Source organism: Streptomyces sp. bgisy130 (assembly GCF_057708345.1).
Map to the genome: position 1 here is coordinate 106397 of NZ_JBYISA010000005.1, position 19814 is coordinate 126210.

19 protein-coding genes and 3 tRNA genes are annotated in these 19814 nt (G+C 73.0%); 8 read left to right on the forward strand and 14 right to left on the reverse strand.

Going from position 1 to position 19814, the window contains the following annotated elements; translation table 11 throughout:
* Positions 1–2: 2 nt before the first annotated feature.
* The 5 genes from AC3EUV_RS09385 to AC3EUV_RS09405 all read left to right on the forward strand — a co-directional run bounded on the left by AC3EUV_RS09385 (position 3) and on the right by AC3EUV_RS09405 (position 3766).
* The gene (locus tag AC3EUV_RS09385) at positions 3–935 is read left to right on the forward strand and encodes a DMT family transporter (RefSeq protein WP_432141698.1); all 933 of its coding nucleotides are present in this window, start codon (positions 3–5) and stop codon (positions 933–935) included.
* Positions 922–1146: a Trm112 family protein gene (locus AC3EUV_RS09390; protein ID WP_432141697.1), complete on the forward strand. Its 225-nt coding sequence runs from the start codon at positions 922–924 to the stop codon at positions 1144–1146. The genes AC3EUV_RS09385 and AC3EUV_RS09390 overlap by 14 nt, the downstream gene beginning before the upstream one ends.
* On the forward strand, positions 1143–1958 hold the full coding sequence (locus tag AC3EUV_RS09395; protein WP_432141696.1) for an FkbM family methyltransferase: 816 nt from the start codon (positions 1143–1145) through the stop codon (positions 1956–1958). Before AC3EUV_RS09390 ends, AC3EUV_RS09395 begins: the two co-directional genes overlap by 4 nt.
* Complete coding sequence (locus tag AC3EUV_RS09400) at positions 1936–2547, forward strand: hypothetical protein (protein WP_432141695.1); 612 nt, start codon at positions 1936–1938, stop codon at positions 2545–2547. Before AC3EUV_RS09395 ends, AC3EUV_RS09400 begins: the two co-directional genes overlap by 23 nt.
* Before the next feature lie 187 nt (positions 2548–2734).
* A complete protein-coding gene (locus AC3EUV_RS09405; protein WP_432141694.1) occupies positions 2735–3766 on the forward strand; it encodes a rod shape-determining protein in 1032 nt (343 codons plus the stop codon).
* A 78-nt stretch (positions 3767–3844) separates the two neighbouring features.
* Here the strand turns inward: AC3EUV_RS09405 and AC3EUV_RS09410 are convergent, their stop codons facing one another.
* The 3 genes from AC3EUV_RS09410 to AC3EUV_RS09420 all read right to left on the reverse strand — a co-directional run bounded on the left by AC3EUV_RS09410 (position 3845) and on the right by AC3EUV_RS09420 (position 5536).
* Positions 3845–4441, reverse strand: coding sequence for a histidine phosphatase family protein (locus AC3EUV_RS09410; protein WP_435602634.1), 597 nt, complete (start codon positions 4439–4441; stop codon positions 3845–3847).
* A complete protein-coding gene (gene trxA, locus AC3EUV_RS09415; RefSeq protein ID WP_432141692.1) occupies positions 4438–4845 on the reverse strand; it encodes a thioredoxin in 408 nt (135 codons plus the stop codon). Before trxA ends, AC3EUV_RS09410 begins: the two co-directional genes overlap by 4 nt.
* 334 nt (positions 4846–5179) lie before the next feature.
* Positions 5180–5536 (reverse strand): cupin domain-containing protein, encoded by a 357-nt coding sequence (locus AC3EUV_RS09420; protein WP_387246453.1) that lies wholly within the window; start codon positions 5534–5536, stop codon positions 5180–5182.
* Between the two features lie 219 nt (positions 5537–5755).
* Here AC3EUV_RS09420 and AC3EUV_RS09425 point away from each other — a divergent pair, with 219 nt between their 5' ends.
* The gene (locus AC3EUV_RS09425; RefSeq protein WP_432141691.1) at positions 5756–6631 is read left to right on the forward strand and encodes a glycosyltransferase family 2 protein; all 876 of its coding nucleotides are present in this window, start codon (positions 5756–5758) and stop codon (positions 6629–6631) included.
* A 67-nt stretch (positions 6632–6698) separates the two neighbouring features.
* On the opposite strand, the gene AC3EUV_RS09430 is transcribed toward AC3EUV_RS09425, so the two are convergent.
* From AC3EUV_RS09430 to AC3EUV_RS09445, 4 genes are all read right to left on the reverse strand, one after another.
* A complete protein-coding gene (locus AC3EUV_RS09430; protein ID WP_435602635.1) occupies positions 6699–7628 on the reverse strand; it encodes a DUF5996 family protein in 930 nt (309 codons plus the stop codon).
* A gap of 186 nt (positions 7629–7814) precedes the next feature.
* A tRNA-Ile gene (locus tag AC3EUV_RS09435) sits at positions 7815–7888 on the reverse strand.
* A gap of 179 nt (positions 7889–8067) precedes the next feature.
* Positions 8068–8140, reverse strand: a tRNA-Asn gene (locus AC3EUV_RS09440).
* Between the two features lie 5 nt (positions 8141–8145).
* Positions 8146–8218: transfer RNA gene (locus tag AC3EUV_RS09445), tRNA-Asn, on the reverse strand.
* A gap of 219 nt (positions 8219–8437) precedes the next feature.
* Here AC3EUV_RS09445 and AC3EUV_RS09450 point away from each other — a divergent pair.
* Positions 8438–8737, forward strand: a complete 300-nt coding sequence (locus AC3EUV_RS09450; protein WP_432141689.1) for a YtxH domain-containing protein — start codon at positions 8438–8440, stop codon at positions 8735–8737.
* 89 nt (positions 8738–8826) lie between these two features.
* Positions 8827–10308: an FGGY family carbohydrate kinase gene (locus AC3EUV_RS09455; protein ID WP_432141688.1), complete on the forward strand. Its 1482-nt coding sequence runs from the start codon at positions 8827–8829 to the stop codon at positions 10306–10308.
* 89 nt (positions 10309–10397) lie between these two features.
* On the opposite strand, the gene AC3EUV_RS09460 is transcribed toward AC3EUV_RS09455, so the two are convergent.
* The 7 genes from AC3EUV_RS09460 to AC3EUV_RS09490 form a co-directional block, all read right to left on the reverse strand.
* Positions 10398–11621 (reverse strand): RNA polymerase sigma factor, encoded by a 1224-nt coding sequence (locus tag AC3EUV_RS09460; RefSeq protein WP_432141687.1) that lies wholly within the window; start codon positions 11619–11621, stop codon positions 10398–10400.
* 145 nt (positions 11622–11766) lie between these two features.
* Positions 11767–13683: a DNA primase gene (dnaG, locus tag AC3EUV_RS09465; protein ID WP_432141686.1), complete on the reverse strand. Its 1917-nt coding sequence runs from the start codon at positions 13681–13683 to the stop codon at positions 11767–11769.
* Positions 13684–13896: 213 nt separating this feature from the next.
* A complete protein-coding gene (locus AC3EUV_RS09470) occupies positions 13897–14901 on the reverse strand; it encodes a pyridoxal-phosphate dependent enzyme (RefSeq protein ID WP_435602636.1) in 1005 nt (334 codons plus the stop codon).
* Positions 14902–14910: 9 nt separating this feature from the next.
* Positions 14911–16176, reverse strand: a complete 1266-nt coding sequence (locus tag AC3EUV_RS09475) for an NAD(P)/FAD-dependent oxidoreductase (RefSeq protein WP_432141684.1) — start codon at positions 16174–16176, stop codon at positions 14911–14913.
* Positions 16177–16457: 281 nt separating this feature from the next.
* Positions 16458–17771, reverse strand: coding sequence for a deoxyguanosinetriphosphate triphosphohydrolase (locus AC3EUV_RS09480; protein ID WP_432141683.1), 1314 nt, complete (start codon positions 17769–17771; stop codon positions 16458–16460).
* Positions 17768–18649 (reverse strand): sirohydrochlorin chelatase, encoded by an 882-nt coding sequence (locus tag AC3EUV_RS09485; RefSeq protein ID WP_435602637.1) that lies wholly within the window; start codon positions 18647–18649, stop codon positions 17768–17770. The genes AC3EUV_RS09480 and AC3EUV_RS09485 overlap by 4 nt, the downstream gene beginning before the upstream one ends.
* A gap of 139 nt (positions 18650–18788) precedes the next feature.
* Positions 18789–19811, reverse strand: coding sequence for an adenosine deaminase (locus AC3EUV_RS09490; protein WP_432141681.1), 1023 nt, complete (start codon positions 19809–19811; stop codon positions 18789–18791).
* Between the last annotated feature and the right edge of the window lie 3 nt (positions 19812–19814).

Here is a 19814-nt window from a genome sequence, read left to right on the forward strand (position 1 = left end):
CGGTGCCGTGGTGGGGCGTGGCGTCCGCGCTGCTCGCCAACGTCCTGTACAGCACCGGTTTCGTGCTGGAGAAGCGCGCCCTGGCCGGGCTGCCCGCGCTGAGCACCCGGCAGCCCCTACGGGTCGTCGGCCGGCTGCTGTCCAGTCCGCTGTGGCTGGCCGGCTCGCTCGCCCTGGCCGCCGGTTTCGCCGCCCAGCTCGCCGTCTACCGCACCCTGCCGCTGGCCGCCGCCCAGGGCCTCTTCGTCTCGGGCCTGGTCCTCTTGCTGCTGCTGTCCTCGGTGGTGCTGGGCGAGCGGACCAGCGGCCGGGAGCGGCAGGGCATCGTGGCGATCCTGGTGGCGCTGGTGCTGGTCATCGCCTCCCTCCAGGGCGAGGACGCCGGGGCCGTCGCCCGTACCGCGCCGCCGGCCACCCTGCTGCTGATCGCGGTGCCGTCACTGGCCGTCGGCCTGCTGCTGTACCGCTCGGCGGAACGCCGTGCCCGGCGCCGCCACCGGCTGCCCACGGCAGGTGTCCCCTACGGGGTGGCCGTCGGTCTGCTCTACGGGGTCAGCTCGCTGGCCATCAAGGGCGTCTCCGGTCTGCTGGCTCCCCACGACCTCCCGGCCGTCGCCGGCCGGCTGCTCCGCTCGCCCTACCCGTACCTGCTGCTCGTCACCGGAGCCGCCGGTCTGGTGCTGTCCCAGACCGCGCTGCAACGCTGCCGGGCGTCCGTGATCGTCCCCGTCTGCACCACCGTCACCTGTGTGTTCACCGTCGTCTGCGGCACCGTCGCGTTCGGTGAGCCGCTGCCCGCCGATCCGCTGCGGCGCGCGCTGCGGCTGGGCGGCACCGCCGTCGCCGTGGCGGTCCTGCTCGCCCTGCCCCGCCATGACCCGCCCGTCCCCGAACCGCCCACCGGAACCCCGGAGTCGCTCGATGAAGCCCGATGACCCGCTGCTGAAGATCCTCGTCTGCCCGCTCGACAAGGGCCCGCTGACGCTGCTCGCCCCCGGTGACGCCCTCTACAACCCCCGGCTGCGCCGCCGCTATCCGATCCTCGACGGCATCCCCCAGCTGCTGCCCGCGTCCGGCGAGCAGCTCAGCGACGCCGAGCACACCCGCGCGCCGGTCCGGCCCGCGGACCGGGAACCGGGGTCGTGACGCTCGCCGCGCGGCTGGGGCCCCGGCTGCCGGGCCGGCTGGTGTCGGCGCTGGTGGCCGGGCTCTATCCGCGGTTCGAACCGGAGCTGCGGCGGCTCGCCGACTTCTGCCCGCCCGGCGGCACGGCCGTGGACGTCGGCGGGTGGTACGGCCCGTGGACCCGGCGGCTGGCCCGGCGCGCCGACCGGGTGGTCACCCTCGAACCGGTCCCCCACCTGGCCCGTCTGCTCTCCTCGGTCACTCCCCCGCATGTCGAGGTGGTGTCCGCCGCGGCCACCGACCACACGGGCTGCGCCACCCTCTGGCTGCCCCCGGGCGGCCGCGGCGACCGCGGGGTGTCCTCGCTGGTACGCCGGGAGCTGCACACCGCCGCCCTCGACGTGCCCTGCCTCCCGCTGGACGCGCTGGGGCTGGCGTCCGTCACCCTCATCAAGATCGACGCGGAGGGCGCGGAGCTGGCGGTGCTGCGCGGCGCCGCGCACACCGTCGAACGCCAACTCCCTGCGCTCTTCGTCGAGTTGGAGACCCGTATCCAGCCGCTCGGCCCCGTACTGGACTGGACGGCCGCGCACGGCTACCGCGGGTGGGTGCTGCCGCACGACCGCTGGCTGCCGCTGGCCGATTTCGATCTGCCCGCCCATCAGTCCCGCACCTGCCAGGTCGCCGAGCACGGGCTGCTGCGCCGCTCCCTCGCCCCGCACCGCCGCTACGTCAACTCCGTGCTCTTCCTCCCCGACGGCGAGCGCCCCGGCCGCCCCGTATCCCGCGCCGTCCACCACCATGTCCCTCATGGACCACACCACGGACAATGACCCACGCGGCGGCTCCGGCGCCCCCTCCGGTCTGCCCGGACCGGTCGCCTTCCAGGTCGTCCTGCTGCGCCGGATGGCCGACCACCACCCCGGCCTGGTCGAGGAGGCACTGCGCACCCTGGGCGTCTCCCGCGCCGAGATGCGCGAAGCCAACCGCCGCTGGCAGGCACGGATGCACGCCCCGCGCGCGCCCGGCGGCAGCCGGCCGTATCGTGCGCTGCTCGGCACCCCCGAGACCGTCACTCCCCGCCGCATCGGCGATCTGCGCTGCGAGGCCCTGACCTGGCCGATGCCGCTCTGGCCCGATCTGCGGTTCGAGGTCCTCACCGGCGGCCGGGACGTCGTCTGGAACGCCTGGCTCGTCCGGGCACCCGGCGCCACCGCCCCTGACCTGCGCAGCACCACGGATCTCCGGCCCTGGTCCTGCACCGTCGACGAGGTCGCCCGGGCCTTTGCCCCGGCCCGCCCCATGGAGGGCAGCGCCCCCACCCGCTGGCGGCTGGCGTGCACCGCGCCCGGCCCCGACGGCACCCCGCAGAACATCGTCCCCGAATTCACCTGGGGGCTGTACCAACGACTGGCCGGCTGAGGCCCCGCCACACCGGCCTTCCGGGCCTCGTCACCCCTTCGCCGCAACCACCCCGCCCCCGTCCCCCGAGCGGACCTTTCCAGCAGGCGGCGGCCTCTCCACGACCGGAGGATGGCGCACGAGCGGTCCTTGCGAACCGGCCGCGCGACCGCTCCGCCCATACCGGCCCATCGGGGAGGAATCACCCATGACCATCAGCCTCGCCCAATTGCGGCGCTGTTCGGCCGCCATCGACATCGGCGCGGCCCGGACCAGGGTGTATGTGAAGAACCAGGGGCTGGTCGTCGACGAACCGACCGTCGCCGCCATCAACACCCGCAGCGGGGCGCTGCTGGCCGTCGGCGCCCAGGCCGAGGTGATGGACGGCCGCACCCCCGACTACATCCGGGTGGTGCGCCCGGTCTCCAACGGCACCATCGTCGATATCGACATGGCCCAGCGGCTGCTGCGGACCCTGGTCGGCGACAAGCTGCGCAAGTCCTGGCGGCGCCGGCCGGCGATGCGGGCCGCGGTCTGTCTCCCGTACGGCAGCGAGCCGCTCGCCCAGCGGGCCGCCGTGGAGACGCTCACCGGGCTGGGGGCGCGGCGGGTGGAGCTGGTCGACACCCTGGTCGCCGCCGCGGTGGGTTCCGGGCTCCCGGTGGAGCAGCCCGAGGCCACCATGATCGTGGTGTGCGGCGCCGGAACCACGCAGGTCGCGGTGCTCTCCCTCGGCTCGATCGTGGCCGCGGAGACCGTGCCGGTGGGCGGCAACGCCATCGACCACGCGGTCGTCCAGCATCTGCGGCTGCACCACGAGCTGATGCTGGCGGGCCAGGCCCTACGCCCGCTCCAGTGGATCCTCTCCGGTGGCGACGGGGTCACCCCGGGCTCCACCGAGGTGCACGGCCGGGACGTGATCAGCGGGATGGCGCGCTCCGTGCATGTCGACACCGAGCGGGTACGGGACGCCATCACCACCCCGCTGACCTCGATCCTCGACGGCATCGGTGCCGTGCTGCGCCGCTGCCCGCCGGATCTGGTGGCCGACCTCGGGGAACGCGGCATCGTGCTCGCGGGCGGCAGCGCCCTGATCCCCGGCCTGGAGCCGATGATCCACCAGGCCACGAACATGCCGGTACACACCGCGGACCACCCCGACACCTGTGCCGTCATGGGGCTCGGCGCCATGATCGAGGGCAAGGTGCAGCCGTTGCATCTCGATCCGATGGATCCGTAGCGCGCCGGCGGCGGCACCCACACGGGAGCCGGGCTCACAGGGGCCGGGCTCGCAGCAGCCGGCTCACAGGAGCGGGGCTCACCGACTCCGGGCGTTCCAGGCGACCACCGCGGGCCGGTCGTGTTCGGTCCCCAGGACGCCGACCGCCCCGGTCTCGAAGGTGAAGAGGCCCCCGGCGGCGGGCGGCAGCCCGAGCCTGCGGGCGGCCAGCACCCGCAGGAAGTGCGCATGCGCGACCAGCGCCACATCGCCGTCATCGGCGGCGAGCTGTGGCGCGATCCGGGCCAGCAGCAGGTCGGCGCGCGCCCCGACCTGCTCCGGCGACTCGCCCGGATGCTCCGGCGGGCCCTCGGCGACACCGTCGGAGAACAGATACCAGCCGGGCCGGTCGCGGTGGATCTCGGCGGTGGCGATGCCCTCATAGCCGCCGTAGTCCCATTCCCGCAGGTCGGCGTCGATCTGCGGACGGGCGAGGCCCGCCAGCTCGGCGGTGCGCAGCGCCCGCTGCATCGGGCTGGCGTACACCGGCCCGATCTTCCGGTCCGACAGCAGCGGCCGCAGTGCGCGGGCCTGCTCCTCACCGGTGGCGGTCAGCGGCAGATCGGTCCAGCTGGTGTGCCGGCCGTCCCTGCTCCACTCGGTCTCGCCGTGCCGGACCAGAAGGAGGTCGCTCACGAGCCCTGCGCCTGCTGTCCCTGCTCGGCCTGGGCCTGCTCGCTCTGCTGGGCCTCGGCGACCGAAGCGCGGACCTCGTCCATGTCCAGCGCACGGGCCTGGCCGATGACGTCCTCCAGGGCCTCCGCGGGCAGCGCGCCGGGCTGGGCGAAGACGGCGATGTTCTCCCGGACGATCATCACGGTCGGGATGGACTGGATCTGGAGGGCCTGCGCCAGCTCGGGCTGCGCCTCCGTGTCGACCTTGGCGAAGACCAGGTCGTCATGCGTCTCGGAGGACTTCTCGAAGACCGGGCCGAACTGCTTGCAGGGCCCGCACCACTCGGCCCAGAAGTCGATCAGGACGAAATCGTTGCCGGAGACGATTTCGTCGAAGTTTTCCTTGGTGAGCTCAATGGTGCTCATGCCTGTTTCCCTGCTTCCGGTCTGTCGACGCTTGTCACACGGTCTCCGGCTGCGGCAACGGGATCAACCCGTGACGTATTCCGCACGCCGGACCGTCCCGCACCCCTGCCCACCGAGCGCGTTCCTAGACATCCGGATCCACGTGGCGAAGCACACGCCACCCGGCCGGCCGACGCGGCGGCGCACACCACGCCCCGGCCTCGCTCCATACGGGCCGGACAGCTCCACGGGTCGGACAGCGTCCCCGCCCCCCGCGCGGTCACTCCCGGCCTCTGCCTGCTCTGCCCGCCCGACTCGTCCAGCCCTTCTCCTAACCCCTCCCCCAGCGCTTCTCCTAGCCCTTCGCGTAGTCCTTCGCCATCTGGCCCGCGAAGTCGTACACGATGCACTGTTCGTCCCCGACGACCCAGGCGTCATGTCCGGGCGGGCAGACGAAGACATCGCCGGGTCCCACTTCGGACTCCGCGCCGTCGTTCATCCTGATGCGCATCCGGCCCTGGACCACGAAGCAGTTGTGGTGCACCTCGCAGCTGTCGGTCCCGGCTATCGGGCCTACCGACTCCGTCCAGTGCCAGCCGGGCTCGAAGGTGGCCACGGCGAAGTCCAGTCCGGTGAGGTGCAGGGCCTCCAGGTGACCCCGGGGAAAGTCGCGCCGTTCATCCGGCTTGTCGACCGTCTTGACTTCCATCATGAGGGCTTCCTCCGTCCACCCCCTGGGCATCCGTGCAACCCCCCGGTCCTTCCATGGTGCGCCGGTCCGGCACACCCGGCATCCGCGAGCTCCCGGCCCCGGCGAGGGCGTTCCCCAGCGTTCAACGGCCGGATGTCGCCGCGGAAGCGCCGTGGCACACAGTCGCCGCCCCCGGCGGCTAGCATCCCGACAAGACCGCCAAGAACGGAGCAAACTTCTGTGCGTCATCTGCGCGTAGGCGTCGCCATCTTGACCATGGGAAACCGTCCCGCCGAACTGCGGGCGCTGCTGGATTCGGTCGCCAAGCAGGACCTCCGGCCGGCCCACATCGTGGTCATCGGAAACGGCTCCCCGCTCCCCCCGCTGCCGCACGGCGCCGTCGGTGTCGAGCTGAGCGAGAACCTGGGAGTCTCCGGTGGCCGCAATGTCGCCCTGGACGAGCTGCGCAAGCTCGGGGACGTCGACGTGGTGGTCGACCTGGACGACGACGGCCTGCTGATCAGCCCGGACGTCTTCAGCCGGCTGGCGGAACTGCACGCCCGCGAGCCGGAGTTGGGGATCGTCAGCTTCCGCATCGCCGACGAGCGGGGCCGCACACAGCGCCGCCATGTCCCCCGCCTGCGGGCCGGCGACCCGGCACGCGGCGGTCCGGTCACCACCTTCCTGGGCGGCGGGCACTCCCTGTCCGTACCGATGCTGGACCGGATCGGCAGCTGGCCCGACGACTTCTTCTACGCCCACGAGGAAACCGACCTGGCCTGGCGGGCCTTGGACGACGGCTGGCACATCCGCTACGCCCCGGAGCTCGTGCTTCAGCACCCGTACACCTCACCCACCCGGCACGCCGTCTACCACCGCATGGTCGCCAGAAACCGCGTCTGGCTCGCCAGGCGGCACCTCCCCGCGGTCCTGATCCCCCTCTACCTCGGCGTATGGGCCGCCCTGACAGCCGTCCGCAGCCCCTCGGTGGCGGGCCTGCGCGCCTGGGCCGCCGGTTTCGCGGAGGGGGTACGCACCCCGTGCGGCCGCCGCCGTCCGCTGCGCTGGCGCACGGTGTGGCGGATGACGAAACTCGGCCGCCCTCCAGTGATCTGAGACCGCCCCTACGGGCCGGGACTCGTCGCGCCCCTCGCCCCGCCGGGAACCGGTAGGGCCGACCGCCCTACAACTGCGGATCCGTCACCCCGCCCGCACAGCGGTGCCGTTCGACATCCCACCCGGCCCGCCCGGCCCCGGCACGGTAGGCACTCTCGTAGAAGTCGAGCACGGCCGCACGGGGATCGGCCTCCGCACGGGCGTCGTCGTACCGCAGCACGGCCAGATGGCTCTGCCCGCGGGCGACCCACCGCGCCGCCGCCGGCCGCAGCGGCTCAGCGGCCAGATCCGCGGGCTCCGGCGCGGTGTACGAGTAGAACGCCGGCTCGGGGAAACCGTCGTCCCCGAACCAGAAGCCGAAGCTGATCACCTCCCTGGAGTACGCCTCCCGCGTCACCGGGTCGGTCTCCCGCGGCTGCTCGACCCGCCGCTCGGAGAACCGGGTGTGCGCGATGTCGAAGGTGTGCCAGAAGTGGTGCACCGGGCTGACCTTCCCCTCATAGCCCGCGGCGAATTCCTCCAGCACCGAGGCCACCTGGCTGAGCACCTGCCAGTAGCGCTGGGCGTGCCGGGGGTCGTAGGCCGCGTGCTCGGTGTCCTCGGCGAACGGCCGTCCGGCGTCGGGCAGGTCGAACGGCCTGGGAACGGCGAGCCGCACCCGGATCCCCAGTCCAGCCAGCGCGTCCATAAGGCTGTCGTGGAAGGCCGCCACGGACCGCCCGGCCAGCGGAAACGACACCGCCCGGCCGTCCAGCACCGCCACGACCAGCTGATGCCCCACGAAGTCGAAGTCGATCGTGAAGAGCGGATTGCCGTCGAGCTGCCCCATCGGCCGGGCGGTGATGCCCCGCCCGGTGAGATGGAACGGCACATTCCACCAGTGATTGCGCCGCGCACTGGCAGCCAGCCGGACCTTCCCGACCACCTGCGCAAAGCGATGAACCGTCTCTTTGGTGTCCCGCCACTCGCCATACGGGATCGCCGGAAACAGCTCCATCGCCCTCACCTTCCCCTTCCGCACCGCACTCCTGACGGCCGGACGGCCGCGGATGACCATGATGAGCACGCGGGGACACATACGGCACGTTGGTCCGGAAGGCGCAGCAGGGCCGCCACATCCGCGTGGCGGCCCTGCTGTCTGTCCTGTCCCAGGTAGAAAGGTTCTCCCCCCTGGGTGCTGCGGTGGGGCGGGTGGGACTCGAACCCACGGCCGACGGATTATGAGTCCGCTGCTCTAACCGGCTGAGCTACCGCCCCCCACGGCGCGGCGCGCACATTTGTGCGCGCCGTCTGCCGCAGCATAGCCGCTCATACGATCTGTTGCCCGTGAGGGCGGCCGACCCGCGACCACGCACGCCCAAGAGGACTTCGATCACGGGCCGTTCGGTTCCATGGCACAAGAAAAAGGACCCCTTGCGGGGCCCTCGTTCTCTCTGCTCCCCCGACTGGACTCGAACCAGTAACCCTCCGGTTAACAGCCGAATGCTCTGCCAATTGAGCTACAGGGGACCGAGCTCCCCCGACTGGACTCGAACCAGTAACCTGCCGGTTAACAGCCGGCTGCTCTGCCAATTGAGCTACAGGGGATTGCTCTGTGTGCCTCGAATGCACCGCTGACCGGTCTTCCGGACGGCGCGCGCTCGCTGCGACACATACATTAGCGCAAGCAGGGGGGTGCTCCGCCAATCGGTATCGCCTCAGGTCACCTCGGGTGATCTGCGGCCCCGGAGGGTAGGCGCGCGGCACAGCCCGGCACTCCGGTGCGTACCGGCACCGGACGGGACCGACGAGAGGAAGGGTGGAGCAATGCGCTACCGGCTCACGTTCATCGCGGGACTGGCCACGGGGTATGTGCTCGGCTCACGGGCCGGCCGGGAACGGTACGAGCAGCTCCGCAAGGCCGCCCAGCGGATCTCCCAGAATCCCGCGGTCCGGAACACCGCCGAGTCGGCCGCGCTGACCGGGCGCGAGGCGGCGTCGAAGGCCTTCGGGACGGTATCGGCCAAGGTCGGGGACCGGCTGCCGGCCTCCGTCACCGACCGGGTCCGCTCGCTGCGCGACCAGCGCGGCTCCGACGAGGACGACTGGGGCACGAGCAACACTTAGGGCCTGAACCACACGACAGGCCCTAGGGGTGTTCCCCGGGTAAGCCCTGACGCTGCTCCTATGCGTCGTATGGGGCATCATCTGAGGCCATGGGGATAGTCGCCGGATTGGACAGTTCGTCCGAGAGCACACGGATCGTCGTCTGCGATGCGGACACGGGCGCCGTCATCAGGCGCGGGTACGCGCCGCACCCCGGCGAGAGGGGGCCCGAGGTCGATCCACAGGCGTGGCTGATCTCGCTCGGGGAGGCGGCGGGCCACGGGCTGCTCGAAGGGGTGCAGGCGATCGGCGTCGCCGCGCAGCCGCACGGTCTGCTGCCGCTGGACGTCGAGGGGAATCTCGTACGGCCCGCGCTGGTCGGCAATGACAAGCGGGCACAGAGCGCGGCGGCGGATCTGATCGACTCGCTCGGCGGGCGTACCGCGTGGGCGCAGGCCGTCGGGGCGGTGCCGCAGGCGACCCATGCGGTGACCAAGCTGCGCTGGCTGGCGCGTAACGAGCCGGCGCACGCGGCCCGGATCGCGGAGGTCATGCAGCCGCACGACTGGCTGGCGTGGCAGCTGCTGGGGCGGCCCGCCCGGCGGACGACGGACCGTGGCGGGGCCTCGGCGACCGGTTTCTGGTCGGCGGCGACCGAGTCGTACCGGCCGGATCTGGTGGAGCTGGCGCTGGGCCACCAGGTGCGGCTGCCGGAGCTGCTGAGCCCGTCGGGGACGGCGGGGTTCACCCCGGAGGGGCTGCTGATCTCCGCCGGTACGGGCGAGACGATGGCCGCCGCCTTCGGGCTCGGCGTCGGGGAGGGCGACGCGGTGGTGTCGCTGGGCGCCTCGGGGTCGGTGTTCGGGATTCATCACGAGGCGCTGGTGGACCCGAGCGGCACGATCACCTCGTTCGCGGACGCGACCGGCCGGTATCTGCCGGTGGTGCACACCAGCAACGCGGTACGGGTGCTGCGCGGGGCCGCGGAGATGCTGGGGACGGATCTGGCGGGCGTGTCCGAGCTGGCGATGAAGTCGTCGCCCGGTGCGTACGGGATGGTGATGCTGCCGTATCTGGAGGGCGAGCGGACCCCGCATCTGCCGCATACCGCCGGGTCGTTGCACGGGCTGCGGCGCGACAGCATGAAGCCGGAGCATCTGGCGCGGGCAGCCGTGGAGGGCATGCTCTGCGGGCTCGCGGACGCACTGGATGTGCTGCGGGGGCGGGGCATGGCGGTGCGCCGGGTGTTCCTGCTGGGCGCGGCGGCGGAGCTGTTCGCGGTGCAGGCGGTGGCGCCGGCGCTGTTCGGGGTGCCGGTCGTGGTGCCGCAGCCGGCGGAGTACGCGGCGCTGGGCGCGGCCCGGCAGGCGGCCTGGGCCTGGGGGGTGGCGCACGGCACCCTCACCCCGGCCGGCGGCGCGGAGTCCGGCACGGGCAGCGGGCCCGCCTGGGTCGATCCCCCGCAGTGGCCGGCCGCCGCGAGCCAGGTCTTCGAGCCGGGTGAGGAGCTGGCGGTCGGCCAGGCCGTACGCCAGCAGTACGCGGCGGTGCGCGACGAGGCCTATCCGGGGGCTTTCCAGCGGGAGGCGTGAGGCCCCGGGCGGGGGTCGGACGGGCGGGGCTGTTGCTTGGCCGGGCCGGGCGTGCGGGGCCGGACGGGCGGTGCCGGGGCCGGCCGGTCTCAGTCGAGGTAGCCGCGGAGCTGGTCGGCGAAGGCGTGGTCGCGGAGCTTGTTGAGGGTCTTGGACTCGATCTGCCGTATCCGTTCGCGGGTGACGCCGAAGATCCGGCCGATCTCCTCCAGCGTCCGGGGGCGGCCGTCGGCGAGGCCGTAGCGGAGCTGGACGACCTTGCGCTCCCGTTCGCCGAGGGTGGACAGCACCGCGTCGAGGTGCTCGCGGAGCAGCAGGAACGCGGCGGATTCGACGGGTGAAGCGGCGTCGCCGTCCTCGATGAGATCGCCGAGGGCGACGTCCTCCTCCTCGCCGACGGGGGCGTGCAGCGAGACCGGCTCCTGGGCCAGCCGCAGCACCTCGCTGACCCGTTCCCCGGTCAGGTCGAGATGGGCGGCGACCTCCTCGGGCGTGGGTTCGTAGCCGCGTTCCTGGAGCATCCGGCGCTGGACCCGCACCACGCGGTTGATCAGCTCGACGACATGGACCGGGACGCGGATGGTCCGGGCCTGGTCGGCGAGGGCGCGGGACATGGCCTGGCGGATCCACCAGGTGGCGTAGGTGGAGAACTTGTAGCCACGGGCGTAGTCGAACTTCTCGACGGCGCGGATCAGCCCGAGGTTGCCCTCCTGGACGAGGTCGAGCATGGTCAGCCCGCGGCCGACGTAGCGCTTGGCGACGGAGACCACCAGACGCAGGTTCGCCTCTATCAGGCGGCGCTTGGCCATCCGTCCCAGGACCACCAACTTGTCGAGGTCGAAGGCGAGTTGGGAGGAGAGATCGGGGGCGTTGGTGAGCTTCTCCTCGGCGAAGAGACCGGCCTCGACGCGGCGGGCGAGCTCCACCTCCTCGGCGGCGGTGAGCAGCGGGATCCGGCCGATCTCGCGGAGGTACTGGCGGAAGAGATCGGCGGACGGGCTGCCCGCCTCGGGGCGCGGCACCGGCTCCGGGACGATCTCCTCGACGATCATCTCGGCGGCGGGTGGTTCGGCCTGCTGCGGCACGGTGAGCGGCTCCGCGGCCGGGTCCGTGTCGTGTTCCGTGGCGGCCGGCGCGTCGGCGAGGGTCTGGGTCTGCACGGGGGCGACCTCCAGGGTGATCGCTGCTGAAGCGGCAGAAAGGTCGGGCACGGTGGCGGCCGGGCCGCCGTCCGTCCCGTACGTCACGAGTGGTTCCGCGGGGGATTCCGGTGGGGTACGGCCGGGCCCGCGGCGCACCGAGGACTCAGGCACCGCTTCTCAGTGTGGAGTACGACACACGCCTGCCACGAGGGGCGTGCGTGCACTTTTTGAGTCCGGTCCGTGACCGGACGGCTACCGCGGGGTGTTACGGGCGGCGCGGCGCGCGGACCGGCTCCCCGGGGCGGGCTCCCGGGGACTACAGGGCGGCGTAGCCGCGTTCGCGCAGGGACTGGCCGTACTGCTGGAGGACCCACAGTTCGTTCTGGACGGCCGCGAGGTGTTCGGGGTCTGCGCGGGGGCCGAGGCGCTGGAGGGTGCCGCGGATCTCGGTGACGCGCTGATTGACGGCGGCGAGGCGGACGGCGACCAACTGGACGCCGGCGTAGGCGTCGTCGGGATCCCGGCGGGTGTGCAGCGGTTCGACGGCGAGCTCGGTGACCATGGCGCGGACGGTGTCGTCGGGGGCGGCCTCCCGCACCCGGGGGATGAACGCCTGGTCGGCGGCGCCGGCCGCGGCACCGCCGGCGTCCTCGATGCACTGACGGACCACGGCGTAGGGCGGGGCGGTGAACTCGTCGGCACCGTAGGCGTCGAAGGCCGGGGAGACCAGGTCGGGGCGCTGGAGCGCCAGCTTGAGAAGCTCCCGCTCGACGCGGTGGGCGGGGCTGCGGAGGTTGAGCGCCGGGCCGCGCGGGCCGGGCGCGGGGCCGGCCTCCGCGGGCGCCGGGGCCTGGCCGCGGCGCTGCTGACGGCCCTGGTCGGGACCGCCGTCCCGGCCGCGTTCGCGGGCCCAGCGGGCGAGCTGGGAGACCCGCTTGACCACGAACTGGGTGTCCAGGATGCCGAGCATGCCGGCGAGCTGGACGGCGGACTCGTGCTGGATGGAGCTGTTTTTGATGTGCGCGACGATGGGGGCGGCCTCGTCGAGGGCGGCGGCGCGGCCGACGGTGGTGTCGAGGTTGTGCCGGGAGACGACATGGCGCAGCGCGAACTCGAAGAGCGGGGTCCGGGCCTCGACGAGATCGGCGACCGCCTGATCGCCCTTGGCGAGCCGCAGATCGCACGGGTCCATGCCGCCCGGGGTGATCGCGATGGAGGTCTCGGCGGCGAACTTCTGGTCGTCCTCGAAGGCGCGCAGGGCGGCCTTCTGGCCTGCGGCGTCGCCGTCGAAGGTGAAGACGACCTCGGAGCCGGAGTTGTCCATCAGGAGGCGGCGGAGGATCTTGATGTGGCCCTCGCCGAAGGCGGTGCCGGAGGTGGCGATGGCGGTGGTGACCCCGGACAGATGGCAGGCCATCACGTCCGTGTAGCCCTCGACGACGACCGCGCGGTTGGTCTTGGCGATCTCCTTCTTGGCGAGGTCGATGCCGTAGAGGACCTGGGACTTGCGGTAGATGGGGGTTTCGGGGGTGTTGAGGTACTTGGGGCCGTTGTCGTCGTCGCGGAGCTTACGGGCGCCGAAGCCGACGACCTCGCCGGCGATATCGCGGATCGGCCACATCAGTCGGCCGCGGAAGCGGTCGATCGGGCCGCGGCGGCCCTCCTGGGAGAGGCCGGAGAGGACCAGCTCCTGGTCGCTGAAGCGGCGGCCGCGCAGAAAGCGGGTGAGGTGGTCCCAGCCGGCCGGGCTGTAGCCGACGCCGAAATGCTGGGCGGCGGCCTGGTCGAAGCCGCGCTCGGCGAGGAACTTGCGGGCGATCTCCGCCTCGGGGCTGTCGAGCTGCTCGACGTAGAACTGGGCGGCGGCCTTGTGGGCCTCCACCAGGCGGGTGCGCTCGCCCTGCTGGCGGCCGGGGGTGTAGCCGCCCTCCTCGTAGCGCAGGGTGATACCGGCCTGGGAGGCGAGGCGCTCGATGGTCTCGGCGAAGGAGAGGTGGTCGATCTTCATGACGAAGTCGACGGTGTCGCCGCCCTCCTGGCAGCCGAAGCAGTGGTAGAGCCCCTTGGCCGGACTGACGTGGAAGGACGGGGACTTCTCGTCGTGGAAGGGGCACAGGCCCTTGAGATTGCCGCCGCCGGCGTTGCGGAGCTGGAGATACTCGGACACGACGGCGTCGATCGGGACCGCGTCCCGTACCGCCTTCACATCGTCATCGTTGATCCTGCCTGCCACGCGTGAATTCTACGGCCGGGGTCGGACAGCCCTGGCCGCGCGTCGTCGCGAACGCCGGGGCTCTCCCCCCACCCCCGAACCCACCCCCGCCCCCTCCCCCCGAAGGGGGAGGAGGGGGAGGGGGCGGGGGAGCAGCAGGAGGGCGCCGCGGCCCGCCCGGCGCCCCTGCCGCTCACCTCAGGAGAACCCCGCGACCCGCCCGGCTCCCTCCCCTCACCCCAGCAGTTCCACGAACCGTTCCAGCCCTACATTGCCCCCCGAGATGATCACGCCGACGCGGGGCGGCAGGGGGCTGATGTGGCCGGCCAGGAGGGCGGCCAGGGCGCTGGCGCCGCTGGGTTCGGTGACGATTTTGAGGCGTTCGAAGGCGAACTTCATGGCCGCGCGGATCTCGTCGTCGGTGACCAGGACGACCGAGTCGAGGAGGCGCCGGTTGATGGCGAAGGTCAGTTCGCCGGGGGTGGCGATGGCCTGGCCGTCGGCGATGGTGTGCGGCACGGGAACGGTGACGGGGTGGCCGGCGGCCAGGGAGCGCAGGGTGTCGTCGCCGGCCTCCGGCTCCACGCCGATCATGCGGATGCCGGGGACCAGGGCGGTGGCGGCGGTGGCCGAGCCGGCCATCAGCCCGCCGCCGCCGACCGGTGCCAGCAGTGCGTCGAGCGGGCCGGTCTCCTCGAGCAGCTCCAGGGCCGCGGTGCCCTGGCCGGCGATGATGTGCGGATGCTCGTACGGCGGGATCAGCGCGAGGCCGCGTTCCTCGGCGAGCTGCCGGCCGATCGCGACGCGGTCGCCGGTGTAGCGGTCGTAGGTGACGATCTCGGCGCCGTATCCGGCGGTGGCGGCCCGCTTGGACTCCGGGGAGTCCTCGGGCATCACGATGACGGCGTGGCTGCCCAGCTCCCGGGCGGCCAGCGCGACGGCCTGGGCGTGGTTGCCGGAGGAGTAGGCGGCGACTCCACGGGCCAGCTGTTGCGGGGACAGCCGGGAGAGGGCGTTGTAGGCGCCGCGGAACTTGAAGGCGCCGACCCGCTGGAAGTTCTCGCACTTGAGGTGGACCTCGGCGCCGGCCAGGGCGTCGAGGGTGCGGGAGCGCAGCACGGGAGTGCGGTGGGCCACCCCCGCCAGCCGCCGGGCGGCGTCCCGGACGTCGTCGAGGGTGACGACGTCCGGGACGTCGGTGCTGCCGGGGCCGGAGGGACCGCTGGGGCTTGGCGTCATACGGGCACGCTACGGGAGCAGCGAGGCCAGCGGTACCTCCGGATCGGCCAGCGCCTCGGGCGCCAACGGCGCCCCGGAACGGATCAGTTGCTGGATGGACTCGGCGACGTCCCAGACATTGACGTTCATCCCCGCCAGCAGCCGGCCGTCCGCGCCGAGCCAGAAGGCGGTGAACTCCCGCTTGGCGACGTCACCGCGGCAGACGACCTGCGCGTACGAGCCGGGCGGGGCGTAGCCGGAGTACTCCATGCCGACGTCGTACTGGTCGGAGAAGAAGTACGGGATGCGGTCGTAGCTGACGTCCTGGCCGAGCATGGCGCGCGCGGCGGCCGGGCCGCCGTTGAGGGCGTTGGCCCAGTGTTCGACGCGCAGGCGGCTGTCCAGGACGGGGTGGTCGGCGGCGGCGACATCGCCGGCGGCGTGGATGTACGGGTCGGAGGTGCGCAGCGCCGCGTCGACCGCGATACCGCCACCGGCCTCCCGGTCGACGAGGTCCAGCCCGGCCTGTTCGGCGAGGGCGGTGCGCGGGGCGGCGCCGATCGCGGCGAGCACGTCGTGGGCGGGGTGTTCCTCGCCGTCGTCGGTGCGGACGGCGAGGACCATGCCGTCCTGGCCGACGATCTCGGTGAGGCGGGCGCCGAAGTGGAAGCGGACGCCGTGTTCGCGGTGCAGATCGGCGAACAGGCCGCCGAGTTCGGGGCCCAGGATGCCGTGCAGCGGGGTGGGGGCGGGCTCGACGACGGTGACCTCGGCGCCGTAGGAGCGGGCCGCGGCGGCGACCTCCAAGCCGATCCAGCCGGCGCCGGCGATCACCAGATGGCCGTTTTCCCGGCCGAGGGAGGCCAGGACGCCGCGCAGCCGTTCGGCGTGTGCGAGGCGGCGCAGGTGGTGCACGCCGGCCAGGCCGGTGCCGGGGATGTCCAGGCGGCGCGGCTCGGCGCCGGTGGCCAGCAGCAGCTTGTCGTAGGCGATGAGGGTGCCGTCGCCGAGCCGGACCGTCCTGGCCCCGGGGTCGAGGTGGACGGCGGGCTGGCCCAGGTGGAGTTCAATGTGTGCCTGGGCGTACCAGGCGGGTTCATGGACGAAAACGCTGTCGCGCTCTTCCTTGCCGAGCAGGTACCCCTTGGAGAGCGGGGGGCGCTCGTAGGGGTGGTCGCGCTCGTCACAGATGAGGATCACCCGGCCGGTGAAACCTTCCGCGCGGAGCGTCTCCGCGGCCTTTGCCCCGGCCAGGCCACCCCCGACGATGACGAACGTCTGGTGTGCGTCGACCACTTGCTTCCTCCTCGTTGCGGTACCTGCGTCCGCGTCCGCGTCCGTGAACGCCCCGATGTACCCCCCGGTGCTCTTCCGGTGCTCTCCCCCGTTGATGCGTCCGGTGGCCTCGGGGTTCCCGGGCGCCGCCGATCGGGGTTCCCGAGCGCCGTCCGCCGAACGGGGTTGCCGTGCCGGTCAGGGCTCGCTGTTCGCTGTTGTCAGGGTGCTCCGTTCGAAAACGGTGGGGTTCGAGCGTCCCGCACGGAGCGTGAGGGGGGAAGAGGGGCTTTCCTCCAGGGTCACCCGCGGTGGGCCTCGCCGTGACCGGGACGACGGGTGAGACGGGCGTGCAGCGAGCGGGCGGAGGCGTCGGTCAGGGCGGCGATCTGGTCGATGACGGCGCGCATCCGTGCGGTGTCGTCGGGGGCCGTGTCGAACAGTGAACGGAACTGTGGATCAAGGCCGTCGGGGGCGCGGGCGAACAACACCTCGGCCAGTTCGGCGAGGACGACACGCTGGTCGGCGCGGAGCGCCTCCTGGTCGGGGCGCTGCATGACGTACCGGTCGGCGACGGCTTTCAAAACGGCGCATTCCAGCCGGGTTTCGTCCGGAACCACCAGCTCCGCTCCGTAGCGGGTGAGCCGTCCGGTGCCCCACCGGGCCCGCGTCGCGCCCTCCGCGGCGAGACAGAAGCGGCCGATCAGCTGGCTCGTGGCGTCCTTGAGGCGGGCCTGGGCGAGGGCGGAGCCGTCGTAGCCGTGCGGCCACCACTCCTGCTCCAGGAGGCGGTCCAGCGCCGCGGCCAGCTCCGCGGGGCCGGCGCCGGGGGCGTAGCGGGCACCGGCGACCTCGAAGATCTCGGCGCGTTCGGCGTCGGCGAGCAGGAGGTTGGGGTCGAGGTGTCCGGCGTGCAGCCCGTCCTCGACGTCGTGCACCGAGTACGCCACATCGTCGGACCAGTCCATGACCTGCGCCTCGAAGCTGCGGGCTCCGTCGGGGGCGCCCTGCCGGAACCACGCGTAGACCGGCGCGTCGTCCGCGTAGACGCCGAACTTCGGGGACGCGGGGTCGGTGGGGTGACCGCCGCGCGCCCACGGGTACTTGGTGGCCGCGTCGAGGGCGGCGCGGCTGAGGTTCAGCCCGACGCTGACCGTCGAGCCGTCTTCGGCGGGCACGAACCGCTTGGGCTCCAGACGGGCCAGCAGCCGCAGCGACTGGGCGTTGCCCTCGAAGCCGCCGCAGGGCGCGGCGACTTCGTTGAGCGTCTGCTCGCCGTTGTGGCCGAAGGGCGGGTGGCCGAGATCGTGCGCCAGACAGGCGGTCTCGACCAGGTCCGGGTCGCAGCCGAGGGCGGCGCCGAGCTCCCGGCCGACCTGGGCGCACTCCAGGGAGTGGGTCAGCCGGGTACGCGGGCTGGCGTCCCAGGCGGCGGTGTGCGCGCCGGGGGTGACGACCTGGGTCTTGCCGGCCAGCCGGCGCAGCGCGGCGGAGTGCAGTACCCGGGCGCGGTCGCGCTGGAAGGCGGTGCGTCCCGGCCGTTTGTCGGGCTCGGTGACCCAGCGTTCGAGGTCGGCCGCGGTGTAGCCGGGGATGGTCGGTGGTGTGCCCGTCATACAGCGACGGTAGCCGCCCGGCGGGCCTCCGGGCCGGATCCGGCGGGAGCCTGGAGGGCCTGGTCGTAGCGGCGCAGTACGAGACGGGCCAGTGCGGGGTGGTCGCCCAGGGGTTCGGCGGCGGGCCCGGGAGCGGCGGCCGCGCACTGGGTGGCGAAGCGTCCGGGGGCGGTGAAGCAGCCGGCGACGGCGATCCGGTCGTGGCCGCGGGCGGTCAGCGTGCGGACCGCGTCGGCGACGGTGGGGGCGGCCGCGGAGGCGTAGGCGGGCAGGACGGGGGTGCCGCCGAGCCGGGCCGAGAGGAGGTGTGCGGTGCGTTCGGTGTCCTGGGCGGAGCGCGGGGCGCGGGAGCCGGCGGCAGCCAGGACCACGGCGGTGCGCGGGCCCGGGGCCTCGGGGAAGCCGGCCGCCAGCAGCCGGCCGTGCAGCGCCTCGGCGAGCAGCGGATGCGGCCCGAGGGGTGCGGCGATCCGGCCGGTGAGCTGGGGTGCGGCCGCCAGGGCGGCGGGCAGGTCGTGGGTGACGTGATGGCCGTGGCCGAACAGCAGCGGGACGAGGACGGCCGGGCCGCACAGCCCGTCGAGGGTGTCGGCGAGCAGCGGCCGGTTCAGCTCGATGTGCCCGAGCCGGACGTCCAGGCCGGGGCGCAGCGCCCGGACCCGGTCGAGCAGGGCCCGGACGGTGGGCAGGGCGCGGGGGTCGCGGCTGCCGTGGGCGACGGCGACGAGGGTGGGGGCCGGGTTCTCCGGGGCGCGGAAGCCGCGCAGCCGGACGCGGCGGAGCTGGGTGCTGAGCTGGGCGGTGATCTCGGCGGCGAGGCCACCCGTGCCGAGGGGGGCCAGGGACGCGGAGGGCAGGTGCGGTATCGGCGCCGTCATGATCCGAGCGTGGCAGCCGGGCGTTGCCGTGCTGTTTCCCCGGGGCGAACGTTGTGTTCCGGCCCGCTGCCGGCGGCCCGCGCCCCGGGGGCAGGACGGGCGGCAGGGGACCTCTCACACGGCCCTGCCGCCCGGGGGCCTACGCCTGGTGGGCGTCCACTTCCCGGAGGTACCGCTCGCGGGTCGGCTCGTCGAGGAAGGAGGCGCGGAAGGAGTTCCGGGCGAGGGTGCGCAGGGTCTCCTGGTCGAGGCCGAGGGCGTCGCGTACGGCGGTGAAGTTGTCGTCCGCGTAGCCGCCGAAGTACGCCGGGTCGTCGGAGTTGACGGTGACCAGCAGCCCGGCGTCCAGCATCGCGGGCAGCGGGTGGTCGGCGAGGTCGTCGATGACCCGCAGCCGGACGTTGGACAGCGGGCATACGGTGAGCGGCACCTGGTCCGCCACCAGCCGGGCCACCAGCCGCTCGTCCTCCAGGGAGCGCACCCCGTGGTCGATCCGGTCCACGCCGAGGACGTCCAGGGCCTCCCACACATAGGCCGGGGGCCCCTCCTCCCCCGCGTGCGCCACGCACTTGAGCCCGGCCTCCCGCGCCAGCGCGTAGACCTCCCGGAACTTCGACGGCGGGTGCCCGACCTCGGCGGAGTCCAGGCCGACGGCGGTGATCCGGTCGAGGTGGGGACGGGCCGCCTCGAAGGTCGCGAGGGCGGACTCGGCGCTCTCGTCGCGCAGGAAGCACATGATCAGGCGGGTGCTGATGCCATAGGTCTCGGGGGCGCTGTCCAGGGCGCGGGCCAGGCCGTCGATGACGGTGCCGATCGGGACGCCGCGCGCGGTGTGCGCCTGCGGGTCGAAGAAGATCTCGGCGTGCCGTACGCCCTGCTCCTTGGCGCGGGCGAGATAGGCGTGGGCGAGGTCGGCGAAGTCGTCCTCGGTGCGCAGCACGGCCATCAGCGCGTAGTAGAGGTTCAGGAAGGACTGGAGATCGGCGAAGGAGTAGGCGCGGCGCAGCTCGTCCTGGGTGGCGTAGGGCAGCTCGACGCCGTTGCGCTCGGCGAGCGCGAAGGCCAGTTCGGGTTCCAGCGTGCCCTCGATGTGCAGATGCAGCTCCGCTTTGGGCAGCGGCTCGTGGGCAGTTGCGGAGGGGGAGGACGGGGAGGAAGCCACGCG